We start from the raw sequence: 23963 nt of genomic DNA, 5'->3' as shown, positions 1-23963 counted from the left end.
CCCGGGGTGGCCGAGTGCGGCTGGTCGTGTCCTCGGTCGCAGTACGCGCCGGTCGGGTCCGGGCTGTCGGGCGGTGCCCGCACCGGGGATGCTTGCGGGGTGACCATGCCCCCGCCTGGAATCGCCTACCACCGGCTGGCCCGCACCGCCCGGCACCGCTGGTGGCGCCCCGTACTCGGCACGCTGCTCGTGCTCGGCGGCCTGCTGGCGCTCAACTGCCTGCTGTTCGCCGTCGCCGAGGCGGTCAGCCTGCTCACCGACGCGCCCCGCGACGCCGACGGCTGGTACGACTTCGGCCCGATCCCCGACACCGCGCTGCTGGTGCTCAGCATCGCCGTCGCACTGCCGGTGGTGTACTTCGCCGCGTGGGCGGTGCAGCGCCGCCGCCCGGGAACGGTGTCGTCGGTCACCGGACGGCTGCGGTGGCGCTGGCTCGGCGTGTGCGTGCTGGTCGCCGTACCGGCGGTCGGTGCCCTGCTGCTCGGCGCCTCGGCCCTGGCCGCGGCGACCGGCGCCGGCGACGACTTCGAGCTGACCCTCGGCGGCTGGGTGGGATGGCCGGTCTTCCTGGCCGGAATGGCGATGGTGCTGCTCCTGGTGCCGTTCCAGGCGGCGGCCGAGGAGTACGTCTTCCGCGGCTGGCTGATCCAGGCGATCGGCGCGTTCCTGCGCAACCCGTGGCCGGCGATCGGGGTGCAGGCGGTGCTCTTCGCCGCCGCCCACGGCTGGGGCACCACGTGGGGGTTCGCGAGCCTGACGGTCATGGGAGTGGTGACCGGCTGGCTGACCGTACGCACCGGCGGCCTGGAGGCCGCGGTCGCGCTGCACGTGGTCAACAACGTGGTCGCGTTCGGGTTCTCGGCCGCGACCGGAACCCTGGAGGCCGACGAGACGCTGGCCGACGCGCCGTGGCAGCTCGCCGTCGTCGACTCGGTGGTCAGTGTCGGGTTCGCGCTGGTGGTGCTGTGGCTCGCCGGCCGGCGCGGGCTCGTGACGCTGGCCTCGCCGGCCCTGCTGGCCGTCCCCGCGCCCGCCGACGCACCGCCCGTTCCGGCCTTCGGGCCCGGATATGCGCCGGCCTTCGGGCCGGGGTATCCGCCGGCGGGCGGAGGGTATGCGCCGGTGTTCGGGCCGGGGTATCCGCCGGCCTCCGGAGCCGGGTATCCGCCGGCCTCCGGAGCCGGGTATCCGCCGGCTGCCGGGGGTGGGTATCCGCCGGTGCCGGGGCAGCCGTACCCCTGGCCGGCCGGGCAGCAGGGTGCCCCGGTTGGGCCGCCGCCACTGCCCGGGCAGCACTATCCGTGGCCGGTGCAGGGCTCGGGCTGGCCGCCGGGGCCGGGCTGGCCACCACCCGGATCAGTTCCGTCCGGTCAGGTGCCGCCCGCCCTGGTGCCGCCCGGACCGGTGCCGCCCGGTCCTGTGCTGTCCGGTCCGGTGTCACCGGATCTGATGCCACCCGGTCCGGTGTCGCCGGCGCCAATGCCACCCGGTCCAGTGCCGCCGGGTCCGGTGCCGTCCGGTCCGGTGCCGCCGGTCGACGGGCCGGCGCCGGGCGCGCCGCGCCGGCCGGCGGAGGCCGGGAACGCCGACGCCGGACCCGATCTGCCGGTGGGTCACTGAGCCGATCTGCCGGTGGGTCACTGAGCCGACAGGATCGCGGGCGGGCTCGGTCGCCGAGCAGGGCCGCCTACCTGGTGGGTACGCCGCCGGCCGGTCGGCCTCTTACTTGGCGGGTACGCCGCCGGGCCGGTCGGCGTCGACGAACTCGATCCGCTCGTCGTGGTCGTCGTCGCGGGAACGGGCGACGGCCGCCCGGGCGGCGGTGCCGACGGCCCAGCCGAGCGCGGCACCGACCACACCAGCGCCGATGATCCAGGCCCACGGCATCGACGAGGTCGTACGCCGGCCGGCGAGGGCGTCGAACGCCGCACCGGCCCGGTGCCATGCCTCGTCGGCCATGGTGGCGACCCGGTCGCCGGCCTCGTCGGCGAAGTGGGCAGTGCCGCGGCCGGCCGAGCGCGCCGTGTCGCCGGCGCTGTCGAGGACCGAGCTGAGGTGCTGCCACGCCTGGTCGGCGATCCGTTCGGGCTTGCTGCGGCGATCCAGAAGGTTGGTTCCGAACATCGTGCTACCTCCTCGGGTGCCGAACGAAGTAGCCACTTCGGACAGAGGCGTCAGTTCGGCGCGGTTTCGTGACTCGGAGGTGCCCGCCCGCGTACGGCGGCAAACCCGCGCCGGGTGGGTCGTCTGGTGGGTGTTTCAGCCGGTACGGGCGGGATGCCCGGAGTGGGAGGTCGGGTCAGCGGATCGAGACGACCGCCGGGCGGGCGGCGAAGTCATCGTCGTCATCGTCATCGTCGTCGTCCCCGGCGGGACCGAAACCACAGGCCAGTACCAGGGCCAGCAGCGCACCCACACCGGCGAGACCGAGCAGCTTCTTCAACATCGTGTCCTCCATCGTCGGTGGACCGTCGGGGCCGATGCTAGTGCGGGCGGGCAACCGACCCACCCGGTCCGACCCGGTACGGACGCCGCCATTCCTTACCCCGTCAACCGGACGTCGTACCCAGGGCAGGTCAGGACGCGCGATCGGGTGGTCGGGGGACGGGCGACCGGCCGCCGGACACCGGGGGAGCGGGGTGTGCCTGGTGGGACAGGTCACCCCGGGCGACACCGCCGGGGTGGTGCCGTGGCCGGCACCTCTAGGGTTCCAAAGTCCGTGGACGGGCACCCGCACGACGGGGCCGGCGGGCTTTCGGCGCGGTGTCCGTGCGGGTCTGACCGGCCCCGCGGACGCCGTTCGCCCCGTCGCCCGGTCAGTGTCAGGTGGCCGGGCCGGCGTAGGAGCAGATCTCGATCAGGTTGCCGTCGGGATCGCGCAGGTAGACCGAGACCATCGGGCCGACGGCGCCGGTGCGCTCGACCGGGCCTTCCTCGACCGGCACCCGGCAGGCGGCGAGGTGGGCCAGGACGTCGGCGAGCGGTCCGCGACTGACCAGGCACAGGTCCGCTGAGCCCGGAGTCGGGCGGTGGGCGGCCGGTGTCGCCTCCCGGCCGGCCTGATGCAGGTTGATCTTCTGGTTGCCGAACTCGAGTGCCCGCCGGCCGGAACCGGAGATGACCGGGCGCAGGCCGAGGACCCGGCGGTAGAAGCCGACCGTACGGTCGATGTCCGCGACGGTCAGGACGAGGTGGTCGACCCGCTCGATCTCGATCATCGGCTGTTCCTCCCCCTCTTGCGCATCCTCCCTTTTCCGCATCCTCCCCTCTTGCGCATCCTCGCCGCCCGGCGTGCCGGCCGCTGGCGGATTGTCCGACCGGGGGTTGGGCGGGGGGACCGACCTGGCCGCCGCCCGGGCGGGTCGATCGGCCGACCGGTTAATGTGGGGTGCGCAAGGGCCGGTTTGAGAGAACCAATCACGGGGAAATATGTCGCCGCCTGTCCTGGTATGGGCAGATTCTGCGCCGGGGTAGTTCCGGGGAAACCCAGGGACCCCGGGGGTAGCGGCTGCAACGGGGGAGGAATACTCTCGGTCGCGGCCTGCGTACTGACGAGGCACCCGGTTGCGGGTGAGTGGAGGTGATCGCGTGAGCCTGTCGATCGTCACGTCGACGCTGCCCGGTGGAGTGGTGGAGATCGCTCCAAACGGGGAGATCGATGTCGACTCGGCGTACGAGGTCCGGGAAGCCGTCGCCTCGGTGCTCGCCAAGAGCCGACCGACCCGGATCCAGCTCAACATGCGCGAGGTCAAGTTCATCGACTCGGTCGGCATCAGCGCCATGGTGGCCGGCTTCCAGACCGCCGAGGTCAGCGGCGTCAAACTCGTGGTGACCGAGCCCAGCCGCTTCGTGCACCGGCAGCTCTGGGTCACCGGCCTGCTCGGGCTCTTCGGCGCCCCCGAGCCCTACTTCGCCGGCGCGGCCCAGACCCAGCTACCGACCGGCTGACCCGCCGCGATCCGCATCTGATCCGCCCCGCGATTCCTACAAGATCCGCCGGGCGGTTCCGGCCCGATTCGCCGGGCGGTTCCCTACCTGATCCGCCGGGGTGATTCCTTACCCGAATCCGCCCCCGGCGGATCGGTGCGCCCGGCGCGGCCCGGCGCCCTTGTCCCGCCCGGCGCGGTGCGAAATAGTCCCTCCGTGACATGGCTACGGATGGGCACCGCTCTCGTCCGACGCTATGTCCTGCTCGGCCCGATCGGCCGCGGTGGTGTGTCAATGGTCTACCAGGCCGTCGACGCGCACTCGGCGGAGAACCGGGCGGTCAAGGTGCTCGCCCCCGCGATGGCCGACAGTCCGCGCGCCCGTGGCAACGTACGGCGGGAGGCGATGATCACCGATCGCCTGCGCCACCCCAGCGTCCCCCGCGTCTACGACTACGGCGACGCGCCGCTGCCCGACGGCACCCTCCTGCCCTACGTGGTGCTGGAACTCCTCAGCGGCATCCCGCTCGCCGTCCGGCTGGCCGGCGGACCGCTGCCCTGGCGGGAAGCGGTACGGATCGCGGCGACCGTGGCCGACGTGCTCGCCGTCGCGCACCGCCGCGGCGTCGTCCACGGCGACGTACGGCCGGACAACGTCATGGTGACCCGGGCCGGGATAAAGATCATCGACTTCGGGCTGGCCACCTCGCTCGACACCCCGGTGCCTTCCGGACCCGGCGTCGCCCGCCCGGCCGACGACGTCTACGCCCTTGGCGTGCTGCTCTACGAGATGGTGACCGGCCGTTCGCCGTACCCGGGGGTGCGCCCCGGCGGGATGCCAGCCGCCGTACGGCTGCCGGCGCTCGCCCCCACGCCGGTACTCGCCGTACCCGGGCTGCCGTCCGCGATCGCGGACCTGTGTCGCGCGTGCATGGCGAAGCGGGCCACCGATCGCCCGGACAGCGCCGCCGTCGCCCTGGCCCTGTGCTCCATACCGGACGGTGGTCGGGCGCCCGCCCCGGCCGGCCGTTGGCACGTGCCACTGGCCGGCGTCTGACCGCCACCGGTTCTCCCGGCCTGCGGTCATCTGCCGCTCCTGCGTCATCTGCCGCCCCGGCATCATCCGCCGCCCGCGCCAACCGACCGGCGTGCGTCATCCGTTGGTCCGCGACAGCCGCCGGCCGCGTCAGCCGGTGGCGGCCCGCCGGCTGGCCAGGATCGCGAGGACCTCGCGGCGTACGGCGTCGGTGTCCTGCCGCAGCCGCCGGTGGGAGAACCGCACCACGAGGATGCCCACGGTGGCGAGCAGCGCGTCGCGGCGCAGGTCGATCTCACGCTGCCGGGGATCGCCGTGGCTCGCGGCCCCGTCGAGTTCGATGTCGAGCAACTCTCGTTCGGCGTACACGTCGAGATAGACGGTGCGTCCACCGAGCCGGATCGGCGCCTGCCGCCGGAACCGTGGCATCCCCGGCCCGGTGAAGACATGGTCGTGCCCCCAGATCTCCAGCGCGCTGCGGCAGCCGGCGGCCAGCCGGTCGAGCAGCGTACGGAGTTCGGCGCGGCCGGCGAGCTTCGGAACCCCGGCCAGCACGTCGGCGATCCGGCCCGGGGTCGTGCGCCGGTCGTTGACCGCGCGGATCACCGGTGCCGCCCGATCGACCGCCGGCAGCAGCGGCCAGGCGTCGACCAGCGTCTGCTCGAGCCGGGTGACCGGCACGCCTCGCCGGTTCAGCGCCACCAGGTTCCGGCGTTGGTGGACCACCACATGGGGGCGGCTGCGGATGCCGGCTCCCGCCGGAACACTGAGGTGCATTGCCTCGCCGGTCGCCTGTTGCCGAAGCCCCCACACGTCGAGTGCCGTCGTGTGACTGAACGCTCCTCGGCCGGCAAGGTAGGCGGCCGCCACGCGGCGGGCCAGATCACGGTCGAGGTGTGCCAGCAGACCCTTTTTGTTCCGGACCGGGCCGGGCAGGAGCGCCGCGTCCAGGTAGACGCCCGGGAGTACCGGGCGCAGGTGACCGGCCCGGCAGGCGCCGTCCACGCTCCAGACCGGAACGACCTGGCTGGCTTGGGCGCGGCTGACCAGGCCACCACACCGGTCCACGAAGAGTCGGAGTTCAGGATGCACGCGATCGACGGTGCCACGACCGAGGGAGCCGGAGACAGCGGAATCATGCGCCTGTGGACAAGGGGCTGGCCAGCCTGTGGACGACGGCGCCGAATGCGCTCGATCATCAGTCGTCGAACTGTTCGACACGCCGCCAGGGTGCCGGGAAACGACTGACGATCACGGCGCGGAGCGGCGCGCGGATCACGGCGCGCGGAGCGGCGCGCTGATCACGGCGTGCTGAGCGGTGCGCTGGGCGGTGGTGTGGAGCGGGCCGGCGTCGGGCGGGTGGCCCGGAGGCGGCGGAGCATCCGGGCGTCCTCGAAGCCGACCGCGTGGGCCGCCGCCTCGGCCGTCGCGCCGTGCCCGATCAGGTGCTCGGCCCGTTCCAGCCGGAGCAGGTGCTGGTAGCGCAGCGGGGTCAACCCGGTCGCGGCCGTGAACCGCCTGGTCAGGGTGCGTTCGCTGACCTTGCAACTCGCGGCCAGGGCGGCCAGTGGCAGCCGTTGCGTGAACCGCGCGTCGATCAGGTCCTGTGCCCGGTGCACCACGTCGCTGAGATGCCCGCGGTGCCGCAGCATCGTGCTGGCCTGCTGCTCGTCGCCGTTGCGGCGGGCGTAGACCACCATCGACCGGGCGACCCGGGCGGCGGCTGCCGGACCGTGCCGGACGGCGACGAGGTGGAGTGCCAGGTCGATTCCGCTGGCGATGCCGGCCGAGGTCACCACCCGGTCGTCGACGACGTACAGCACGTCGCGGACGACCCTGGCCCGGGGATGGCACCGGGCCAGCTCGTCCTGGAGGTCGTGGTGGGTGGTGCAGCGTCGCCCGTCGAGCAGACCGGCCCGGCCGAGCAGGGCGGCGCCGGCACAGACACTCGCCACGGTGCCGCCGGCCGCGTGGTGATCGGTCAGCCGCCGGATCGTCGCCGGGCCGACGTGTCCGTGGCGGTGCAGGGTGGGCGCCCGCCAGCCGGGTACGACGACGAGGTCCGTCGGGTCCAGGTCGGGCCAGACCGTGCCGGCCCGCACCGGCAACCCCTGTGCGGTGGGTACGTCCTCCTGCTCCGCGACGTAGCTCAGCCGGTAGTCGTAGCCGAGCTGGGCGGCGGTGGAGAAGACCTGGGCCGGACCGGCGAGGTCGAGCAGGTGCAGCCGGGGCAGCAGCAGGAAGACGACCCGGGACACGATCCGGTCAGCCGCCCGTCGGTGCGCCGGTCAGTTCGGCGACGGTGCGGATGGTGGCGAACCGGCCGGCGAGCGCGTACTCCGTACGCGCGACGATGTCCTGCGGGTGCAGGGTGCGTGGGTCGGCGAGCAGTTCGGCGACCGACAGGTCGGCCGGCGCGTCCCGGTGCGGGATCGGGTTGGTCGCGGTCGCGTCGGTGACGAAGGTGACGTCGAAGCCGAGGTCGGAGCCGACCCGCGCGGTCGTCTCGCAGCACTGCTCGGTACGGATGCCGGCGATCGTCAGGGCGCGGACGCCCCGGGTGGTGAGCAGCTGCTGGAGCCCGGTGGTGGTGAACGCGTTGTGCGAGGTCTTGGTGATCAGTGGTTCGCCGTCGCGGGGGACCAGGCCGTCCATCAGCCGGACGTGGCCGCTGGCCGGATCGAAGACGGTGCCGCTGCCCGGCTCGCTGTGCAGGACCCAGACGACCAGGTCGCCGGCGGCGCGGGTGGCGGCCACCAGGCGGTCGACCTGCTCGACGATCGCCGGGTTCGAGATCGTCGACCACAGCGGCCGGCGGCGGAAGGACTCCTGTACGTCGATCACGACGAGTGCGTTTCCCATGCGCTGAGCCTCGCCCCCGATCGACCTGCCCGGAAGACACCATCATGCCTCGCACCGGACGGATCCGGTCAGCCGGCACGACGACGGCGGGAGGCCCTGGCCAGGGCCTCCCGCCGTACTTCAGGTGCGGGTCAGGACAGCGCGAACGGCACGGTCACCGTGGACTGCCGGCCCTGGGCGGCCGTCGCGTCGACGCGTACGGTGGTCGGCGCACCGCCGATCGCGTTCCACAACTCCAGCCGTACGCAGCCGTTGTTCATCGCGGCGAACGATCCCGACGACGAGCGCAGCCCGGCCGCCTGGGTGTACGTCTCGGTGCCGGCGACCGGGTCGGTGGCGAAGTAGTGGTAGGTCTCCACGCGGCTGTAGTTGCCGGTGCCGGTGAAGTCGTACGACACCCGGGCCTGGATCCCGGCGCCGACCGCGGTCCCCGCGTCGACGTGCAGCGCGAACTGCGTCGACCCGCTGTGCGAACCACGAAGCCCGCAGATGCGGTGGGTGACCTGGTTGTTCGGGGTGCCGTCCCAGTTGCCGTTGGCGGCCGGCAGCGTGACCGTGGTGGCCCCGCCGCCCGCGCTGGTCGACAGCGCCCCGGCGGAGCGTACGAACAGCTTGTTGGAGCCGACCGGCGGCGGGGTCGTCGGGGGCGGCGTGGTGGGGGGCGGGGTCGTCGGCGGGGGAGTGGTCGGCGGGTTGGTCGGGTTGACGCCGCCGTTGGCGTTGCCGCCGCTCCAGGTGAACGCCCCGGTGGTCGCGGTCTTGCCGGCGGCGACGGTCAGGGTGCGGCCGTCGGAGAAGGTGACCGTGATCGGGTTGCGGGTGATGTTCGACGCCACGTAGGTGCGGGCACCGTTCTTGGTGAACACCGCGTACAGCGGGTGGTTGGCGGTGACCGTGGTGTCGACGTTGCCGAGTGCGGCGAGGTTGCGGATCCAGTGGAACGTGTGGGCCCGGCTCTCGCCCTCCTCGACCGGATAGTTCGGGTTGGCCCGGAAGCTGGACAGGGCGGCGTCGCCGTTGCCGAGGGCCCGGAACGACCACAGGATGTCCTGCCAGACGGTCGGCTGTCCGCCGTTGTTGCGTACCAGCTCGTCCCAGTTGGTGCCGATGTACGCCGGGCGGTAGCCCATGTAGAGCGAGCCGCCGGTGATCGGCAGCATGTTGATGCCCTGGATCATCTCCGGCTCGGCGCTGAACCAGGTGGCGTACGCGCCGCCGTCGCCCCACACCATGCCGACGGTGGAGTGGCCGAACGCGGCCGGGAAGTTCTGGTTGGCCGAGTCGAACCAGTACTCCTGGATCGCCTGCGCCTGGGTGGTGTAGATGTGCAGGCCGGCGTCGCGGATGGCGTTGTTGCCGGTGGCGACGCCCCACTGGATCAGGGCGTTGGCGAAGTTCATGCCCTCCGACGACGACTCCTGGTTGTTGCCGGCGAAGAACGCCCCGTGGCCGGAGGCCCAGTCGTGGCCGGCGTAGATGTCGAAGTCACGCATGAACGGGAACATCGAGTCGTTGCGGTCGGGGTTGTTGGCGTCGCGGATCAGCAGGTTGACCATGCCGCCGTACTGGCCCTGGCTGGCCCAGTTCGGGTCGAACTTGGCCAGGGTCGCCGCGGCGGCGATGTAGTAGCCGTAGTGGAAGTGGTGGTCGTTGAGTTCGGTGTCCGAGCCGTACGAGCCGGGGAAGCCGACCAGCGTGCCCCACGCCTGGTTGTAGGCGAAGAGCCGCTGCGTCTTGCCGGTGGAGGCGGTGAACCAGTCGTTGAGCCGGGTCCGGATCGCCGACAGCAGGTGGTCGCGCTGGGCGGTCCGGCCGAGTTGGTCGGCGATCTCGACGCCGCGGGCGGCGCGGCCGAGGGCCTTGCCGGTCCAGTAGGTGTCGTTGCCGAAGCCGGCGAACGGGTCGCCGGACGCGAGCTGGTCGAGGTAGCCGCCGAGGGTGGCCAGGTCGGCGCCGCTGCTGGTGGCGACGGCGGGCAGTTCCGGCAGCACGCCGTGGTACTTGATCGCGGTGGTGAACGACGACGCGCCGACCATGTTGCGCATCGGGCCGCGCGGCGAGACGTACGTCTGGGCGATCGTCGAGCCGCCCGACAGGTTCTTCCACTGGTGCGGGTACAGCGAGATCACCGTGCCGCCGCCGGAGCCCTCCCGGGCGGTGGTGGTGAACGTGTACGTCGCGTTCACGGTGCTGGTCGCCTGGTTGAAGTTCCACGCGACGCGGGTGCCGGTGACGTGCCGGTGCGCGTACGTCGCGTACGTGTTGGCGAGGTTGGTGCGGTCGGTCGCCGACGTCGACGGGGTGGTCGGCAGCAGGGCGACCGAGAAGTAGCCGCGACCGGCGAGGTTGGACCGGATCGTGGTGCCGCTGACCGTCCAGGTCGAGCCGGTCGGGCCGTACGCGACGTAGTCGTGGCCGCGCATCGAGAAGCCGACCCGGTTGCCGCTGTTGGACCAGACGGTCGGGGTGCCGGGGAAGCTGAGCTGCGCGTCGCCGCCGGTGACCTGGGCGTAGACGAACGGCAGGCCGTGGCCGATGGTCGCCTTGAGCGTGCGGGCACCGTCCGACCAGTACGGCGTGACGGTCCAGTCGGTCCAGCCGTCGACCTTGGTGTCGGGGGAGTTCAGGCCGGCGACGCCGAGGGTGAACTCGCGCGTGTACGGGTAGTGGTACTCGCCGACGCCGGTGGCGCTGCCGGAGATCGCCGCCTCGGTGGTGTAGGAGACGCCGAGCCCGCCGGATTCCGGCTGGAACGACATCGGGTGGGCGTGCAGCGGCCCGGAGTGCTGGCAGCTACCGATCTGCTGCTTGAACAGCAGCGACGACCACCAGTCGTTGGTGGGTACGGCACCGGCGGGAGCGTTGGCGGTGACGTACTGGCGCGGGTTGTTGGAGATGTTGCCGCAGGCGACCGGGGCGGGAGCACCGGCCGGGCGGCTGGTGGCGTAGCTGCCGGCGCCGATCGTGGCGGCGTCGGCGCTGCGCAGCATGGTGAACGACAGGCCGGTGGCGGCCAGCGTGACGGTGAGGGCGGCGGCGATGCCGCGCCATCGGGCGGCGGGACGGCCGGCCCGGGCACGCACGCCGCGGCGGTGGCCGCCGCCGGGCGTGTCGTGACGGACGGTCGGGCTCATGGTGCCTCCGGAGGTGGGACGCAACGGGGATCGAATTTCGAACGCATTAACTGACCGTTGCATGGAGGTGACCAGAGGGCAGGGTCGTCTGTCAATGTCCGGGGGTCATGTTTAACGGATTTCTAAGCCGGACTTGGGGCTCGGTTGACAGCATCGGCCGGAGCGGATATAACTCTGCTCAGAGAGCGCTCTCTCAAACCCTCCGAGCGCTACTGACCAGAGGACTCCGGGTGGTCGACGGGGTTCATGAAGGTTTGTGTAAGAGCGCTCTCTGCAACGGTGGTCGTACGTCGCGTCACGCCCTGGAAAGGAAAGCCGGCGGCCCGGGTCGAGCTTTGTCCGGGGGATCGCTAATTGTTAACGCATCGCCATTGCCCGCGAACTGAAAAGCCGCCGGTCAGGCCGGCGGGCCGAACGCCGTCGCGACGCGTACGGCGACGTCGCGGATCCCGGTGAACCGTCGGGCCTGCGCCATCCGGCCCATCAGCCGGGCGGTCCGGGCCAGCCGCTGCGTCGGCCGGCGCCGTTCCCGGTCGTACGCCGCCAGGGCGGCCCGCACGTCGTCGGTCCCGGCCAGCCGGTCGGCGATCGTCACCCCGTCGATGAGCGCCTCGCAGGCCCCGCGCCCGAGGTCCGGGGTCATCGCATGGGCGGCGTCGCCGATCAGCGCCACCGTGCCGTCGACGTACGTCCGCAGTGGACGGTCGAGGTCGTAGAGGTCGTGGCGGAGCATCTCGTCCGGTGAGACGGTGTCGAGGACCCGCCGTACCCCCTCGTGCCACCCGGCGAACGTGGTCCGCAGCGCCGCCAGGTCCCCCTCCGGAAAGCGGGTGGCCTCCGGGGTGAGCAGCGTCGCGTACCAGTTGGTCCGGCCGTCCTCGCGCGGCGTGGTGCCGAACCGCCGGCCCGGCCCCCACGTCTCGGTCAGCGCCTCGACCGTCCCGTCGACCGTGCCGCGCCAGGCGGTCGCGCCCACGTAGCGCGGGCGGCTCGCGAGCCCGAACAGCGTGGTACGCGTCTGGCTGAAGATGCCGTCGGCGACCACGACCACGTCGTGGGCGGCCCGCAGCGTCGCCAGGTCCCGTGGCCCGTTCCCGTTCGTCACCGTGGTGCCCAGTTCGACGGTTCCGGCCGGCAGTGCGTCGGCGAGCAGGCCGACCAGAACCGGGCGGGAGATCAGGTGGACCGTGTCGCCGCTGCGCCGGATCATGGCGGCCGTGTCGATGTGGCCGATCATGCTGCCGTCCGGCCGCCGCAGCGACCCGCCGCGCTGTGGGGCGCCGATCTCGCGTACCCGGGCCCCGAGCCCCAGGGCGTCCAGCGCGCGCAGGGCTTGCGGCCACATGCCGAGCGCGGTGCCGGCCGGGTCCCGGTGCGGCGAGCGCTCGAAGACCCGTACGACCCACCCGGCGCGGTGCAGCCGGATCGCCGTGGCGAGGCCGCCGATGCCGCCGCCGATGATCGCTGCCGACCGTGTCGTGCCACCCCGCTCGCTCATGTCGCCACCGTACTACGGATGTAGTTGCTGGCACTACGGGTGTAGTTGTTAGGGTGAGCACATGCCGAGCAGGCAGGACCAACTACTGGATGCCGCGATCGAGGTGCTGGGCACCGGCGGCCCACGCAACCTCACCCACCGGGCCGTCGATGCCCGGGCCGGACTGCCCGCCGGCTCCGCCTCCAACCACTTCCGCACCCGCGAGGCGCTGCTCTCCGGCATCGTCACCCGGCTGGTCGAACTCGACCGGGTCGACTGGCAGGGGCTCGCCGCCACGGTCCGCCCACGCGACGCCGAGGAACTGGCCGGCGCCCTCGCCGACTTCGTCCGGTATGCCACCGGGCCCGGCCGGCACCGCACCCTCGCCCGCTACGCGCTCGGCCTCGAGGCCGCCGTACGCCCGGCGCTCCAGACCGAGCTGCGGCGCGGCCAGGAGGTGATCGTCGGATGGGGCGTGGTGTGGCTGCGCGACCTCGGCTCGACCGACCCGGCGCGGGACACCCGACTGGTCATGGACCACCTGGACGGCACCATGCTGCACCAGCTGTCGATGCCGGTCGCCGACTTCGACCCCCGCCCCGGCATCCGGGCCGTGCTCGCCGGCGTACTCGGTCGTTGACGACGATGGCCGGTGCCGGGACCGGCGCTGACGACGATGGCCGGTGCCGGGATCGGCGCCGACGACGATGGCCGGGCGCCCCTCGGGCGGCCCGGCCATCGGTCGCTTCGGCTAGTACACCGACAGGTGTACGTGGTTGGTGTGGTCGCTGGACGGGTCGCCGCCGCCCCGGTAGGCCTTCCAGCCGCTGCCGGGCAACCAGATCTGCTTGAACCAGATCACGTAGAGCACGCCGAGCCGGCTGGCGTTGTTGACGTAGTACGCGGCCAGGTTGTTGCCGTACGTGCGGTCGCCGCCGGTCGCCACGCCCCCGAACCCGCCCTTCTGGGCGGCGAAGTCGCAGGCCCGGCCCTTCGGGTGTTCACCGGAGCCACCGCTGCGGTAGCAGGAGACGTACCGGGTGAAGCCGGCCGCCTTGGCCTGGTTGAGCGCGTGCAGCGTGCGCGGGGTGATGCAGCCCGAGGTGGTCGGGTCGTTGATCGTGCACCCCTCGCTGGGCCACGAGCCGTTGGCGTTGCGCGGTGCCGGCTTCGCCGACGCCGACCCGGAACCCGACCCGGAGCCCGAGCCCTGCACCCCGGAGCTGGACTGGCCGCTGCCGGCCTCGGCCAGTGCCCGTTCGGCCTGCTTCTTGCGCTGGTCCATGGTGGCGAGCTGCTTCTTCTGCTCGCGGATCTCGTTGTCGACCGCGGCCCGGGCCCGGGTCTCCTGCTCCTGCGTCTCCTGGAGCAGGCGCAGCTGTCGGTCCTCGCTGGCGGCGAGGTTGCCCAGCGCCGTGGTCCGGTCGAGGAAGCCCTCCGGTGAGCTGGTGTTGAGCAGGGCGGCGATCGGCCCGATCCGGCCGGTGCGGTAGGCCCGCGAGGCCAGTTCGCCGACCGCCTGGCCGCGTACGGTCAGCTCCTCGCCGATGGTCTTCAGCCGGGCGTCGAGTTCCCGCTGGCGCTTGGTGGAGTTGTCGAGCGCCGCCTTGGCGTCGACGTATCCCTTGGTCGCGGCGTCGAGCTGGTCGCGCAGCTTCTTGGTGCCGCCCTCGTCGTCGGTGTCGCCCGGCGCGAGTGCCTGCCGGGCCGGGACGCTGCCGACCGGCGCGGCGGTCGCCGGTGCCGCGCCGAACGCGACGGCGACGGCCAGCAGCGCGGCCAGGAGTCCTTTTTCTCTCAACCTCACGAACAGTCCTTCCGTCAGCCGCCGACCGGGTTAGCTGACGGGTTCGGGACGGAAGATCCCTACCGCTGTCGCGGATGCACCCCGAGTAACGATGGTTCCCCGGCTCGCCAAGGCGATTAGGCGACGGCCGCCGCAGGCACCGAGGGGCGCCGCCCGGCGGAGGCCGCGGCCGAGCCTACCGGTAGCCGTCCGGCGGGCGGGGGACAGCAAGTGCGGTGATCCACTGATATTTCAGGACAAAGCTGGCCGACAGTATCGGGCAGGTCACGAAACTTAAGTCGCAGCTAAGGTCACCAGTGCGCCGGGCCGCAATCGCCCTTCGACGCAGCGGGTTCGACCTGCAACGTGGCGTGTTCGATGTGGAAGTCGTCGTGCAGCGCCTCCCGCGCGGCGGCCAGCACCGCGCCGACCTCGGCGGCCGGGTCGACCGTCAGGTGCGCCGAGGCGACATCCATGCCCGAGGTCAGTGTCCACACGTGCAGGTCGTGCACATCCGACACCCCGGGTACGGCCGCCAGCCGGGCCTGCACCGCCGGCACGTCGAGGTGCTCCGGGGCGGCCTGGACCAGGATCCGCACCGCCGCCCGGGCCAGCTTCCAGGTGCGCGGCAGGATGAACATGCCCACCGCGACCGCCACCACCGGGTCGACCCAGTACCAGTCGGTCAGCGTGATCAGCCCGGCGGCCACGATGACCCCGACCGAGCCGAACAGGTCGCCGAGCACCTCCAGGTAGGCCCCGCGCACGTTGATGCTCTCCTGCGCGCCCGCGCGCAGCAGCATGAACGCGACGATGTTGGCGATCAGGCCGAGTACGGCGACCAGCATCATCGGCCCGGCCAGCACGTGCGGCGGATCGTCGAACCGGCGTACCGCCTCGATCAGGACGTAGATCGCGACCCCGAAGAGCAGTACGGCGTTGGCCAGCGCGGCGAGCACCTCGAGCCGGTAGAGGCCGAAGGTCCGCTGCGGGTCGCCGGCCGCCCGGCGGGCCGCCGTGATCGCGGCGAGGGCCATCCCGATCCCGAGTACGTCGGTGAACATGTGCCCGGCGTCGGAGAGCAGCGCCAGCGAGCCCGTGATCAGGGCGGCGACCGCCTCGACCACCATGAAGACGGCGATCAGGAAGAAGGCGGCCCACAGCCGTCCCCGGTGCTTCTCGCCGGCCCGCTTCGCCTGCGCGCCGTGGTCGTGCCCGTGTCCCACGCGCTCCGCCCTCCGTCCGGTGGCCACCCCGGCGGCGGCCCGATCCAATGTATGTTCACATCGCTATGTATGCAAACATTGCATTGGTAACCACTTCCGGTAACCGTCACGGGCGCCGGATGCCCCCTCGTGGGTGGTTACGCCCGGTGAGCGTTGCCCGGGCCGGTGGTGAACCGAGCTGGAACTCCTCGGCCGGCCGGCCGGTCCCGAAGCGGGCGAGTTGTTGGGCAATTCCAACGGGGAGGAAAGCGGCGGCTAATTGGCATACGGGCTCCAAAAAATGGGTGTGTTCAGAGGGCTTATGCTGTCGCGTCGTGGGCCGGATGGCCTGTATGGCAAATGAATGATCGTCGCCACTCCGTGTTGGAGGTCCCGTCGCATGCCGCCGCCCGTTGGGGACGACCTGTGGTACGGGCCGGATGATCAATGGCCACGGCATGACCATCCGTCATTCCGGAATGCGTTCCGGGTGGCCCGGAAGGCCGGCTGGCACTTCCGGGGCACCCTTGGTCACGGGTTTGGTCGTGCCTATTGTGGTCGGGTCGATCGCGGTGGCGAGGTCTGCAAAGTCATCGTCAACAGCACGCCGAAAGACCCTGAGAGTCGGGTCAAGGATCTCCTCCGGGCGGTGCGGGACTGCCCGCATCGCTACGCGGGCCAGACGTCGCAGTTGGGCCTGGCGGGAAGGCTGCTCGACGATGCCGACCGGCTGCTCGACGCCGCCGAGCGTATGGTCGCCGCCGATCTCGCCGCGCGCCGCGCTGGTGACCGGTTACGGCGTGCCGAGGAACTGGTGCAGTTGGCCGAAGAGAATGCCGACGAGTTCGACCGGCTTCTCCGGGAGGCTGCCGACTTCGAAGCCGAGGCGCGCGAGCTGACGCAGGCCGGGTGGTCCGAAGGTGCCGAAATCATCGGCCCGGCTGCCGACGTGCGTGCTTATCTGGTCGGCGCGGAAGATCGGGCCCGGCATGCCGGTCAGATGGTCGGTGCGGCGCCGTGCCCGACGGATCCGCGGATCGGTGAACTGGCGGCGCGTTGTCGGTTGACCAAGAATCGCATCTCGGCTGTCCGGCTTCGGTTGCGGTGCGACGACTGGTAGTATGTTGGCGGATGCCAACAGGTCGGGTGGCATTCGATTCAAAGCCGGCCCCGGGAGGCTCGTCGTGTTTCGCATCGCACTTCGGGTGATCGGCGTGGATCTCGACGACGACGTGACTCTCAATGTCGTCAGCTCACGACTCGACGATCTGAGCTGGATGGAGATCGACGGCCGCACCCTGGCGGTGCTGCACACCGACGGCGATCCGGTCGGGGCGACCGTGCAGGCGGCCCGGCAGATCCGGGCGGCCCTTCCAAGCGCTTGCGTCCTCGATGTCGACCAGGACCTGGTGGGCATCTCCGACATCGCCCGCCGGGTCGGGGTGACCCGCGAGGCGGTCCGGCTCTGGGTCGACGGCAAGCGGGGGCCGGGGGCCTTTCCGGCACCGGTCGGGTCGGCCGGCAGCGGCGAGCGGGGATCGATGCGGCTCTGGCAGTGGGCGTCGATCAATGACTGGCTCCGCCGGTACGGCCTCCACGACGACGAGGACGCGCTTTCGGCGGCACAGTTCGCGGAGGTCAACGCCGCGCTCTTTCGCGTGACGGGACCGCTGTCGCGCCGAGCCGCATGACCTGAACCCGAGCCCCGCACTCCGGCGAGTCGTTCGGCGCCCGTTGCACCCCTTCAGCCGTGGTCGGCCATCGCGGTGACGATCGGGGCGCGGGCCGCCCGCCGGGCCGGGAGCAGCGCCGCCAGCACCCCCGCACCGGCCGCCAACGCCACGAACAGCCCGAGCTGACCCACCGGCACGACCGGCAGGCCGTGGCCGTACGCGCTGATCAGTCCGGTCGCCGCCGCCCAGCCGACGGTCACCCCGAGCAACACCCCGGCCAGCGCCCCGACCGCGGCGACCAGTGCCGCCTCGGTCAGCAGGACCGCCCGTAGCTGCCGGCGGGACATGCCCAGCGCCCGCATCGTCGCCGACTCGCGGGCCCGTTCGAACACCGACAGCGACAGCGTGTTGCCGATGCCGAACAGGGCGATCAGCACCGACATGCCGAGCAGGGCGGCGAAGATCCCCAGCAGTTCGTCGAGGGACGCGGTCAGCCGGTCGGTCTGGTCGGCCTGGCTGCTCACCTGCACCACCGGGTGGTCGCGCAGCACCGCGTCGATCGCCTGCCGCCCGACCGCCGTCGTGACCCCGGGAGCCAGGTCGACCAGCAGTTCGTCGGGCTGACTGGGGCCGTACACGGAATCGAACTGCTCGGCCGCGACGAGCGCGGCGCCCTCGGTCGGCGCGTCGTCGTAGACCGCGACCACGGTGAGCGTGCCGAGGGTGCCGAGCGGTACCGGGTCGCCGACGGCGAGTGCCCGCGCGTCGGCGAGCCGCCGGCTGACCGCGACGGTGCCCGGCCGCAGGCCGGCGATGTCGCCGTCGACGACCTCCGGCACGATCGGGCCGCGGAGTTGCTCCGCCGGTACGCTCCACACCCGCAGCCGGTCGTCGAGAAGCTCGTGCCGCAGGCGTACCTCGGCGACGGTGGCGAACTCAGGCCGGGCGGCGAGGACACCGGCGAGTTCCGGCGGCAGCGGTCCGCGTCGGGCGTCGGGTGCCCCGTCGACCCGGGCGTTGCGGAGCACGAACTCGACCGGGAAGTTCTCCTCCAGCTCCCGGCCGGTCTGCTCGCGGGCGGTGGCGAGCAGCACGCTGAACATCGACATCAGCGCGACGCCGATCATCAGCGCCATCGTGGTCGCCGCCGCCCGGCGCGGGTTGCGCCGGGCGCCCGCCACGGCCAGCCCCGGCACCGAGCCGAAGATCCGGGCCGGTAGCCAGCCGACCGCCCGGACCGCGGCCGGCACCAGCAGGGGGGCGGCGACCACGGTGCCAAGGAAGATCAGCATCCCGCCGCCGAGCACCAGCGGCAGGCCGGCGAACGCCATCGTCAGGCCGGCCGCCCCGGCCAGCAGACCGGTGCCGGCCAGCGCCGCCGCGACCACGACCCGCACCGTACGGCCCCGGCCGGCGGGGTTCTCGGCGAGCGCGCTGTCGCGCAGCGCCGTCAGCGGGCTGACCCGGCCGGCGCCGAGGGCGGGTACGAGCGCGGACGCCACCGCCACGAACGTGCCGAAGCCCAGTGCCACCGCGACCGTCGGCCAGCGCACCACCGGGGCGTGCAGCGGGATGTCGGTGGCGACGAGTTCCCGGCCCCAGATCAGGCCGTACCCGACGAGCAGGCTCGCGACCAGCCCGCCGACCGACGCCACCACCCCGAGCAGCAGCGCCTCCAGCAGCACCGAACCGGTCACCTGCCGGCGGGTCGCGCCGACGCAGCGCAGCAGGGCGAGTTCGCGGGTGCGCTGGGCGGCCAGGATCGCGAACGTGTTGTAGATGACGAAACCGGACACGGTCAGCGACACCAGGCCGAAGCCGACCAGCACCGCGAGGAAGCCGTCGACGTACTTGGCGGCGTCGCGGGCCAGCCGGTCCCGCAACCGGTCGCCGGTGATCACGTCGTAGCGGGGATCGACGGCGGCGGCGATCCGGTCGCGCAGCACCGCCGGGTCGGTGCCGGGCCGCGCGGTCACCACCACCTGCGAATACCGCTCCGTCGTGGTGAGCCCGGTCAGGTCGGCGGCGGTCAGGGCCAGCACCGACGAGCCGCCGTAGAGCCGGTTCACGCCGAGGTCGAGGGCGCCGACCACGGTCAGCGGGTGCGGTTCCCCGGCCCGGTCGACGACAGTGATCACGTCGCCGACGGCGTACCGGGCCCGGTCGAGGGTGCCCTGCTCGACCGCGACCTCGCCGGCCGCCGCCGGCAGCCGGCCGGCGTTCACGTCGTAGGGGGCGAGCGCGTCGACGGTCGGCAGCGACAGGGCGTAGCCGATGTGCGAGCTGTTCATCAGCAGCCGGCCGTCCCGGTCGAGCATGCCGAGCCAGGCGGTGGTCCGGCCGTCGACAGCGGCGACCCCCTCGACCGCCCGGACCCGATCCACCGTGCCGGTCTCGATCATCTCGGTGGGGCGCGGCTCGACGACGACGTCGACGTTGCGGGCCGACCGGGCCAGGTCGTCGTAGAAGGCGGCGCGGGCCGTGTCGCCGTAGACGAGGGTGCCGGCGAGGAAGCTGACCCCGACGACCACGGCAGCGGCGGTCAGGAGCAGCCGTACGGCGTGCGCCCGCAGGCCGGCCAGCGCCAGCCGCAGCAGCGGCCGGTTCAACGGGAGGTGGCGGGTGGGAGGGCGCTCTGCACGCGGTCAGTCTCCCGCCGGCGCCGGGCGCGCGACCATCCGCCCTCCTGTCAAGATCCGGACAGCCGCTGGGGGTCGTTGATCACGTGGATCTTGGTTAGCCGTTGGGTGGCTCTGGACAGGGCCACGTACAGGGTTCTCGCGCCGGCTTCGGCCGTGATCTCGTCGGGGGCCAGCAGGAGTACGCCGTCGTACTCCATGCCCTTGGACTGGAGGCTGGTCACGACCTGGAGGCGGGGGGTGGTGGTCAGCAGCTCCGCCAGCCAGGTCGTCACCTGGGGGTGGCGGGGGGCCGGGGTGATCACGCCCACGGTGCCCTCGACCTCGGTCAGCAGCCGGGTCGTCGCGTCGTGGACGGCCGTCCGCAGTTCGGCGTCCGCCACGGTCAGGGTGACCGGGGGTACGCCGGTCGACCGGACCGCCTTCGGCAGCGGCAGGTCCGGCAGCACCGCGCGGATCACGGCGGCGGCCTCGGCGAAGATCTCCGCCGGGTTGCGGTAGTTCGTGGACAGCGTGAACTCGTGCCGCCGCCGGCTGCCGAGCGCCCGGTCGCGGGCCCGGGCCAGTTCGGCCGGGTCGCCGGTCCACGCGGTCTGCGCCGGGTCGCCGACGACCGTCCACGACGCCAGTCGGCCGCGCCGGCCGAGCATCCGCCACTGCATCGGTGACACGTCCTGTGCCTCGTCGACGACCAGGTGGGCGTAGTCGCGGTAGTCGTCGGGGCGTTCGACGGCCGCGGCGCGGGCGGCCCGTTGCCGGTCGGCGTACGTCGTCACCTCGCGCACCCCGTCGCGCACGTGGTACGGGTCCTGGCCGCGGCGCTTCGGCTTCGGCGGCCGACCCATCAACTCGTCGAGTTCGTCGAGCAGCGCCACGTCGGCGATGGTCGGCCCGTCGGTGGCCAGCGTCCGGTAGGAGTCGGCGAGCAGCCGGATCTCGGCGTTGGACAGGATGCCGGTCGCGTACCTGCGCAGCCGGGCCGGGTCGGCGAACCAGGCCAGCACGTGCCGGGGCAGCAGCCGGGGCCACCAGGCGCGCAGGAACGAGCGGAACTCCTCCCGTTCGGCGAGGTCGTCCTCGAACTCGATCCGGGTGATCAGCTTTCCGGCGCGGGCCTGCGGCCACAGCGCGTCGAAGAGGCCGTCGATGCCGGCCCGGCGGACCTCGTTGCGGCGGGCGCCGCGGGGCAGGGCCCGGTCCCAGATCCGGTCGAGCCGGGCGGCGTCGAGGTGCAGCAGTTCGCCCCGGTAGAGCAGCCGCAGTTCGGTCGGCCGGTCGGGTACGCCGTCGCGGACCGCGCGTTCGAGCACCCGCCGCATCCGCAGCGAGCCCTTGACCGCGGCGACCGGCGTCGGGTCGGCCCGGGTGGCCGTCACGCCGACCACCAGCGAGCCGAGGGAGCGCAGCGTGGCCGCGTCCTCCCCGAGCGACGGCAGCACCGAGCCGATGTAGTCGACGAAGACCGCCGACGGGCCGACGACCAGGATGCCGCCGCCGGCGTACCGGCCGCGGTCGGAGTAGAGCAGGTAGGCGGCCCGGTGCAGGGCGACCGCGGTCTTGCCGGTGCCCGGCCCGCCGGAGACGACGGTGACCCCGGAGCCGGGGGAGCGGATCGCCTCGTCCTGCTCGCGCTGGATGGTGGCGACGATGTCGCGCATGCCGGTGCCCTTGGCCCGGGCCAGCGTCGCCAGCAGCGCCCCGTCGCCGACGACCCGCATGTCCGGCGGGGCGGCCTGCGGGTCGAGCAGGTCGTCCTCGACCCCGGTGACCCGCTCGCCGCTGGACTGGATCATGCGCCGCCGTACCACGCCGCGGGGGTCGGCGGCGGTCGCCTGGTAGAACGCCGCCGCCGCCGGCGCCCGCCAGTCGATCAGCAGCGGCTCGCCGTTCTCGCCCCGGATGCCGAGCCGGCCGACGTGCAGCACGGTGCCGGCCCGCAGGTCGAGCCGGCCGAAGACCAGGCCCTCGTGTTCGGCGTCGAGCACGTGCCGGCGCCGGGCGGCGTGGAAGACCATCGCATCGCGTTCGACGAGGGCGCCGAAGTTGCCCACCCCGGCCAGCCGGTAGCCCTCCTTCTCGGCCCGGGCGGCCGAGGCGCGTAGCTGGGTCAGCCGCGCGTAGACGCGGTCGACGTGCCGCTGCTCGGTGGCGATCTCCTGCTGGACGGTGCTGACGTCGGTCAACGTGTGGGCTCCCGGGCGACGGTCGGTGGCGGCCCGACCAGGGTACGGGGCAGCGACCCGGCTTGCGGCATCCCCGTACCCCACCACCCAATTCCGCCGATCTTGCACTTATCGCCCGACAGAACCGAGCAAAAGGGGGAGACAAGTGCAAGATCGCGGAGAGTGTCGCGGCGGATCAGGCGGTGAGGGCGAGGTGGGGCTCCAGGGCGCGGGCGGTCACCGCGCGCAGGGCGGTGTTGACCTCGTCGGGGCGCTCCAGCATCAGCATGTGGCCGGCGCCGGGGCAGACCGTCAGTTCGGTGGTCGGCAGCGCGTCGGCGATCGACTCGGCACACGCCGGCGGGGTGAGCCGGTCGCGGTCCCCGACCAGGGCCGCCGCCGGCACGTCGCCGAGCGTGGCGAGGGTGTCCAGCCGGTGCTGGGCGCCGATCGAGGGGCGCAGCCCGCCGATGGCGCACATCCGGGCCCGGGACACCGCGGAACCCGCGAGCCGTACGTCGTCGGAGGCGCACTCGGTGCCGAAGAGCAGCCAGCGCAGCGACGGGCGCAGAACCCGCATCAGCAGGGACGGCGGCCGGCACGAGCCGCACCGGGCGAGCACCCCGGCGCCGGCCGTCTCGGCGATCCGGACCAGGCGGGCGAGTGGCGCCGGTAGCCCGTACTCGGTGTGGGTGTGTCCCTCGGCGGTGGTGGAGACGAAGAGCAGCCCGGCGACCCGGTCGGCGAACGCCCCGGGATGCCGGTGGGCGTACTCCATGATCGTCATTCCGCCCATCGAGTGGCCGGCGAGCACCACCGGTCCGCTCGGCACGGCCTGTTCCAGCACCCGCGCCAGGTCGTCGCCGAATTGCGCCAGGGTGGCCGACGGCAGGGGAGCCGAGCCGGAGCGCCCGTGCCCGCGCGCGTCGTACGTCACCACCCGGATCCGGTCCCCGTACGCCTCGTGCAGCGCGGCCCGCTGCCGGCGCCAGATGCGTCCGTCGAGGGTCCAGCCGTGCAGCAGTACGACCGTCAGCGGGGCGTCCGGCGGCCCGGTCGACTCGACGTGGGCGGGTACGCCGGCGGAGAACTCGGCCGGAACGACGGTGACCACCGGTTCGGCGACCGGACTGGACATGGGCGGACACCTCCCCGTTCGATCGACGGCCACCCCCTTACCAGTGGGTAACCATGGTGCCCGGGACGGGGTGGACTTGTCGTTGTTTCGGGATCTTCGTCACTTTCGCTGGGCTCCCCGCCGGGGTCCCTGATGCTTACCCGGCATCCCAATTGGTGAACCGTTCCGGTGACAATGGTCGCAATCCGGTTCCCGACCGGCCGGTAGCGAATCAAGCTGACTGGGTGTCGTCGCCCATGAGCACCGAGAACGCTCCCGCCCCACGCCGCACCGCCGGGCCGATGGAGGCGCTGAGCGACCTGCTGGCCGGAAACCGGCGCTTCGTCGGTGGCCGGCCCCGCCACGGCCACCACGTGTCGGCCGCCGCCGCGGCCGCGTCCGGTGAGCAACAGCCGTCCGCCGTCGTCATCGGCTGCATCGACTCGCGGGTGCCGTTGGAGGCGATCTTCGACCAGACCTTCGGCTCGATCTGCGTGGTGCGGTCCGGGGCGCACGTGCTCGACCTCGCCGTACGCGGCTCGGTCGAGTTCGCGCTCGGCCAGCTCCGGGTGCCGCTGGTCGTCGTACTCGGGCACCAGCGCTGCGGCGCCGTCGGGCTGACCATCGAGGCGTTGCGGGCCGGGCAGCGGCCGGACGGCGCGCTGGCCTACCTGTTCGACGAGATCGCCCCGGCCGTCCTCGACGTCGGGCTGGACGCCGAGGACCTGCAGACCAAGGCCGTACGCCGGCACGTCGAGCGCACCGTCGAGCGGCTGGGCACGTTCGCCGTACCGGGGCAGGTCGACGTCGTCGGCGCCGTCTACGACCTGGACAGCGGCAAGGTCGCGCTGCTCGACTGACTGTGAGCATGGCGGGGTCGGTTCATCAGTGGTGAGCTGATGCTGGCGGTAGTGGGCGTGACCCTTCGCCTGACTGGCTTCGTGCC

21 protein-coding genes and 1 riboswitch are annotated in these 23963 nt (G+C 72.6%); of the genes, 8 read left to right on the top strand and 13 right to left on the bottom strand.

Features of this window, described 5'->3' with window-relative positions; all coding sequences use genetic code 11:
- Positions 1–105: 105 nt before the first annotated feature.
- The gene (locus AB0I42_RS21520) at positions 106–1620 is read left to right on the top strand and encodes a type II CAAX endopeptidase family protein (protein WP_357539443.1); all 1515 of its coding nucleotides are present in this window, start codon (positions 106–108) and stop codon (positions 1618–1620) included.
- Positions 1621–1722: 102 nt separating this feature from the next.
- Here AB0I42_RS21520 and AB0I42_RS21515 read toward each other — a convergent pair whose 3' ends face one another.
- From AB0I42_RS21515 to AB0I42_RS21505, 3 genes are all read right to left on the bottom strand, one after another.
- Positions 1723–2124 carry a hypothetical protein gene (locus tag AB0I42_RS21515; protein WP_357539331.1) on the bottom strand — a complete coding sequence of 134 codons (402 nt, stop codon included), beginning with the start codon at positions 2122–2124 and terminating at the stop codon, positions 1723–1725.
- Between the two features lie 175 nt (positions 2125–2299).
- Positions 2300–2446 carry a hypothetical protein gene (locus tag AB0I42_RS21510; RefSeq protein ID WP_357539330.1) on the bottom strand — a complete coding sequence of 49 codons (147 nt, stop codon included), beginning with the start codon at positions 2444–2446 and terminating at the stop codon, positions 2300–2302.
- Positions 2447–2822: 376 nt separating this feature from the next.
- The gene (locus AB0I42_RS21505; protein ID WP_357539329.1) at positions 2823–3218 is read right to left on the bottom strand and encodes a VOC family protein; all 396 of its coding nucleotides are present in this window, start codon (positions 3216–3218) and stop codon (positions 2823–2825) included.
- 370 nt (positions 3219–3588) lie between these two features.
- Between AB0I42_RS21505 and AB0I42_RS21500 the strand changes: the two genes are divergently transcribed.
- A complete protein-coding gene (locus AB0I42_RS21500) occupies positions 3589–3948 on the top strand; it encodes an STAS domain-containing protein (protein WP_357539328.1) in 360 nt (119 codons plus the stop codon).
- A 195-nt stretch (positions 3949–4143) separates the two neighbouring features.
- Complete coding sequence (locus AB0I42_RS21495) at positions 4144–4983, top strand: serine/threonine-protein kinase (protein ID WP_357539327.1); 840 nt, start codon at positions 4144–4146, stop codon at positions 4981–4983.
- A 129-nt stretch (positions 4984–5112) separates the two neighbouring features.
- On the opposite strand, the gene AB0I42_RS21490 is transcribed toward AB0I42_RS21495, so the two are convergent.
- Positions 5113–6054, bottom strand: a complete 942-nt coding sequence (locus AB0I42_RS21490; protein WP_357539326.1) for a DUF559 domain-containing protein — start codon at positions 6052–6054, stop codon at positions 5113–5115.
- A 53-nt stretch (positions 6055–6107) separates the two neighbouring features.
- Here AB0I42_RS21490 and AB0I42_RS21485 point away from each other — a divergent pair, with 53 nt between their 5' ends.
- Positions 6108–6263, top strand: a complete 156-nt coding sequence (locus AB0I42_RS21485; protein ID WP_357539325.1) for a hypothetical protein — start codon at positions 6108–6110, stop codon at positions 6261–6263.
- On the opposite strand, the gene AB0I42_RS21480 is transcribed toward AB0I42_RS21485, so the two are convergent.
- From AB0I42_RS21480 to AB0I42_RS21465, 4 genes are all read right to left on the bottom strand, one after another.
- The gene (locus AB0I42_RS21480; protein ID WP_357539324.1) at positions 6264–7220 is read right to left on the bottom strand and encodes a DJ-1/PfpI family protein; all 957 of its coding nucleotides are present in this window, start codon (positions 7218–7220) and stop codon (positions 6264–6266) included. It lies immediately after the preceding gene.
- 7 nt (positions 7221–7227) lie between these two features.
- Positions 7228–7824 carry an isochorismatase family protein gene (locus AB0I42_RS21475; protein ID WP_357539323.1) on the bottom strand — a complete coding sequence of 199 codons (597 nt, stop codon included), beginning with the start codon at positions 7822–7824 and terminating at the stop codon, positions 7228–7230.
- 131 nt (positions 7825–7955) lie between these two features.
- Positions 7956–10958: a glycosyl hydrolase gene (locus AB0I42_RS21470; protein ID WP_357539322.1), complete on the bottom strand. Its 3003-nt coding sequence runs from the start codon at positions 10956–10958 to the stop codon at positions 7956–7958.
- A gap of 397 nt (positions 10959–11355) precedes the next feature.
- The gene (locus AB0I42_RS21465) at positions 11356–12456 is read right to left on the bottom strand and encodes an FAD-dependent monooxygenase (protein ID WP_357539321.1); all 1101 of its coding nucleotides are present in this window, start codon (positions 12454–12456) and stop codon (positions 11356–11358) included.
- A 61-nt stretch (positions 12457–12517) separates the two neighbouring features.
- Here AB0I42_RS21465 and AB0I42_RS21460 point away from each other — a divergent pair, with 61 nt between their 5' ends.
- A complete protein-coding gene (locus AB0I42_RS21460; protein WP_357539320.1) occupies positions 12518–13075 on the top strand; it encodes a TetR family transcriptional regulator in 558 nt (185 codons plus the stop codon).
- 111 nt (positions 13076–13186) lie between these two features.
- Here AB0I42_RS21460 and AB0I42_RS21455 read toward each other — a convergent pair whose 3' ends face one another.
- Together AB0I42_RS21455 and AB0I42_RS21450 are read right to left on the bottom strand one after the other, a co-directional pair.
- Positions 13187–14242 (bottom strand): hypothetical protein, encoded by a 1056-nt coding sequence (locus tag AB0I42_RS21455; RefSeq protein ID WP_357539319.1) that lies wholly within the window; start codon positions 14240–14242, stop codon positions 13187–13189.
- A 3-nt stretch (positions 14243–14245) separates the two neighbouring features.
- Positions 14246–14375: riboswitch (cyclic di-AMP (ydaO/yuaA leader) on the bottom strand.
- A gap of 157 nt (positions 14376–14532) precedes the next feature.
- Positions 14533–15447, bottom strand: a complete 915-nt coding sequence (locus AB0I42_RS21450; protein WP_357539318.1) for a cation diffusion facilitator family transporter — start codon at positions 15445–15447, stop codon at positions 14533–14535.
- Positions 15448–15826: 379 nt separating this feature from the next.
- Between AB0I42_RS21450 and AB0I42_RS21445 the strand changes: the two genes are divergently transcribed.
- Positions 15827–16546, top strand: coding sequence for a hypothetical protein (locus AB0I42_RS21445; protein ID WP_357539317.1), 720 nt, complete (start codon positions 15827–15829; stop codon positions 16544–16546).
- Between the two features lies 1 nt (position 16547).
- Positions 16548–17117 carry a hypothetical protein gene (locus tag AB0I42_RS21440; protein WP_357539316.1) on the top strand — a complete coding sequence of 190 codons (570 nt, stop codon included), beginning with the start codon at positions 16548–16550 and terminating at the stop codon, positions 17115–17117.
- Between the two features lie 53 nt (positions 17118–17170).
- Here the strand turns inward: AB0I42_RS21440 and AB0I42_RS21435 are convergent, their stop codons facing one another.
- From AB0I42_RS21435 to AB0I42_RS21425, 3 genes are all read right to left on the bottom strand, one after another.
- Positions 17171–19708, bottom strand: coding sequence for an ABC transporter permease (locus AB0I42_RS21435; protein ID WP_357539315.1), 2538 nt, complete (start codon positions 19706–19708; stop codon positions 17171–17173).
- A gap of 80 nt (positions 19709–19788) precedes the next feature.
- Entirely contained in the window at positions 19789–21921 is a 2133-nt protein-coding gene (locus tag AB0I42_RS21430; RefSeq protein ID WP_357539314.1) for an AAA family ATPase, read from the bottom strand.
- 175 nt (positions 21922–22096) lie between these two features.
- Positions 22097–23038, bottom strand: a complete 942-nt coding sequence (locus AB0I42_RS21425; RefSeq protein WP_357539313.1) for an alpha/beta hydrolase — start codon at positions 23036–23038, stop codon at positions 22097–22099.
- Between the two features lie 236 nt (positions 23039–23274).
- Between AB0I42_RS21425 and AB0I42_RS21420 the strand changes: the two genes are divergently transcribed.
- Complete coding sequence (locus AB0I42_RS21420; RefSeq protein ID WP_357539312.1) at positions 23275–23877, top strand: carbonic anhydrase; 603 nt, start codon at positions 23275–23277, stop codon at positions 23875–23877.
- Positions 23878–23963 lie beyond the last annotated feature (86 nt).

It is taken from the genome of Polymorphospora sp. NPDC050346 (assembly GCF_040655695.1).
GTDB classification, from domain to species: Bacteria; Actinomycetota; Actinomycetes; order Mycobacteriales; family Micromonosporaceae; genus Polymorphospora; species Polymorphospora lycopeni.
This window is presented reverse-complemented; position numbering and strand designations above follow the sequence as displayed.